This window comes from Achromobacter sp. (assembly GCF_036567245.1).
Taxonomy (GTDB): domain Bacteria; phylum Pseudomonadota; class Gammaproteobacteria; order Burkholderiales; family Burkholderiaceae_B; genus Achromobacter.
Genome location: NZ_DATCUY010000025.1, coordinates 1 through 2,889, shown reverse-complemented (window position 1 = coordinate 2,889; position 2,889 = coordinate 1). Strand labels below are relative to the sequence as shown.

Sequence of the window (2,889 nt, the reverse complement as noted above, 5' to 3'; positions counted from 1 at the left end):
GCCAAGTAGTCCGCGTCGAGCTGCATCGCCTCGAACGGCGTCAAGGGTTCGTCGTGCAGGACGTAGAGGTTGCCGAGGATGCGGCCGGTCTTCGGGTCGCGCCGTCGCCGCACCAGACTCAACCATCGGGTGAGGCGCAGCAGCGTCAGCGCCCGTGCCACGGTTTCATGTGAGGCCTGCCCGGCGCAGGGCATCGAGGCCAGCCAGGGTCGAAGCTGCTCATACGTCGGGAATGCCGTCACGCCGTCGTCGCCCTGCATCAGCCGGAACACCTGCCAGGCGTTGCGCTCCAGCGGCGTCAGGCGGCGGTCGAGAAACAGCCGTCGCGGCACGGTCTCGTGCCGGTTGCCACTGAACAGGAAGGCATCGCTGGACGTGGCGGGCGTGGGTGACTGTGCAGGTGTGGACGTTGGCGCGCTGGGCTTGGGCGCAAGGTCTTTCAGCGCAGCGTCGAACAGGTCTGCGAGTGCGACGGGGCCATGGCGTGGTGCGGTGTCATCCACGGCCATGGCTCAACCCAATCCCTGATCGACCCAACTCTTGATCGCGGCCCAGACCACCGACAGAGGCAGCGACATGACTTCGGCCAGATCCATGGCGGCGTCGAGGATGGAGGTTTCGTCGTCAAGATCGACGTTCCTGCTGCCGGTCGCCGCCTTCCATCGCCGCCACAGCTCCGTGTCTTGCTTCTCGTCCAGCACGGGATGGCGACCCTTGCGCTTTGGCAGGCCGAGGATTTCGCGGCGAAGCGCCACTTCCTGGTGGGTCAGGCCATAGAACCGGCTGACCATCTCGGTGCTCGCACCCAGCCTCAGCATGCGATCGACCGTGGCGATTTCCTTCTCCACGTCCTGCGCCTGCTTGAGCAGCCGCCGGAGCACTTCGCGGTTGACCGTCACCGAGCACCAGGAGACGTTGGCGTTGGCCAGCACACTGATCAGCGCGGGATGCTTGAGGGCGTCCAGTTCTTCCTCGCCAAACCCCATGAGTTTGCAGCGACGCAGTTGCCCATTGCGCAGGTCATAGAGGGCCTGGGCAATGACGGCCTGGTTGAGTGGGTGTGGTGCGGACATGCTGGCCTCCCTCGCTCAGGTTCCAGAGTCCGCAGCGCCGGCTTCCAGGTCGAGCAGGCGCCGGGCCAGCCGCAGCAGCCGGAACAGCTTGACCAGCGCGCTGTCGCTCAATCGCCGGGTTGCGTTCCCCCGGCCATGCAGCAGCGCCGGCAGGTCGATGACGACTTCCCCGTTGTCCAGGCCGACGTCGGCGGGCTGCTGGCCAGCCAGGCAAGCCAGCAGTGCGAGGACGGCACGGCCCAGCGGCGCCGGGGTCTGGCTGCGGGTACGGCATGCGAAGCCGATGCCGTCTGGACGGTCATCGATGCACTCGTCCAAGTCCGCCTCGCCCGCGATCTCGCGGGCGAACTGCGAGATGTGGATGCGCAAGCGGTCGGGTGTGTCCAGGCCAGGGTCGATGTACCAGACATCGGAGATCGGATAGAGCCCACCGGCCTGCACCGGGATGGACTGCAACACGTTCGCCGAGAAATCTGGCGGTAGCGCATCGCCCAACTGGTCGGCGACCATGCGCTGGATGGACTGGAGCCGCTCGGTCGTCGGCGCTGGCGAGACGATGTGCTCCTGAAGCAGGTCGCCAGCCGCTGGAGGGCTGGCCACGCCCGCCTGGCTGGCGTCCGCGTCGCTGTCGCGCGTCGAGGGCGCACTCGCTGGTCCGCCTGCAGGCGGCGCAGGCCTCGCGACGGGCGGCACGGTTTCGGTAGGTGGACGCGCGACGGCCACCGGCTCGGGCAATGCGGGAGGCGTCGAGGGCGGCGTCGGGTCGCTGACCAAGGCACGGTGACGGCTCTCGGATTCGGTCATGTCCAGGGCAAGCACGTCGTAGTCGATGCCCAGCAGCTCGGCCATCTGTCCGATCAGCTCGTCCTGTACGCGCTGCGCGGAGAACTCATCGGCTTGGACATCGAACTGCGACAGTACCTCCTGAAAGAAGTCGTCGAAGTCCTGAACCAGGGAGCGTCCTTTGGCGTAGTGCTCCCAGGTGCGCTCGCCCGCCTTGCGCATGACCGACAGCCGCTCAACCTGGTGGCGTCCCAAACCGCCATAGAGAACGGTCGGAATGGCTGGTAGCAGATAGCGCACGGCATCGGCCATGCGGCTGATGTGCGACTGCTGCACCGGATACCCATCGGCACCCAGGCGGCGGGCCAGTTCGGACTGGCTCAGCGTCGTGCCGGTCTCCAGTTCGTAGAACTCGCGCGCTTTCTCGACACCGAGGGCGCGCTCGATGAAGGTCAGGCCGCCGCGCAGTTCGTTCTCCGCGAGATGCCCTGTCAGCGCGACGATCTCACCGCGCTCGGGCCAAGGCCGGAAGAGACAAGATATGCGGAAGAACCGTTCGTCCTTGGTCTCCGACCACAGTTCGCGCAGGATCGCCAGCCGCGTGTTGCCGCCGTTGCGGATGATGTAGCTGTCGTCGCCGGGGCGTCGGGTGATGGCTGGCGCCGCGTCCAGGCCGCGTTCGCGGATCGACGCCTTGATGTCCTCGTAAGCCGGATTGCGCTTCTTCCTTGGGTCGTGGTCGTAGGGGCGCAACTGGTCCAGCGTCACGACCATCGGCGTGTCGGCAATCGGGTCGCTCAAGGTCGTGGCCGATGGCCGTTGCGCTCGAACCCGGCGGCAAGCAGCTTGCCGGCCATGTCCTGGGACGTCATCTCAGTCATGACCGCACCCATTGGCGGCCTGGGCCATGCGGGCCTCGCGCTCGGCACGGCGGATCTGCGCGCGGGCGTTGAGGGTCGCCCGGTGGTCGCTTGCCGTCGAACTGGTGTAGATCGCGGCGCAGCCTGCCTTGGTGAATTTGAGGTGGCCGCCC

2 protein-coding genes and 1 pseudogene are annotated in these 2,889 nt (G+C 67.0%); all 3 read right to left on the bottom strand.

The window, feature by feature from the left end; all coding sequences use genetic code 11:
* Window positions 1-509 (bottom strand): STY4528 family pathogenicity island replication protein (locus VIR09_RS00820; protein ID WP_332010803.1); only part of this gene is annotated, 509 nt, incomplete at its 3' end.
* Window positions 510-512: 3 nt separating this feature from the next.
* Window positions 513-1,073 carry a DUF2857 domain-containing protein gene (locus VIR09_RS00815; protein ID WP_208208876.1) on the bottom strand — a complete coding sequence of 187 codons (561 nt, stop codon included), beginning with the start codon at window positions 1,071-1,073 and terminating at the stop codon, window positions 513-515.
* Between the two features lie 15 nt (window positions 1,074-1,088).
* A pseudogene (locus VIR09_RS00810) lies at window positions 1,089-2,737 on the bottom strand (ParB family protein).
* Window positions 2,738-2,889: the final 152 nt, after the last annotated feature.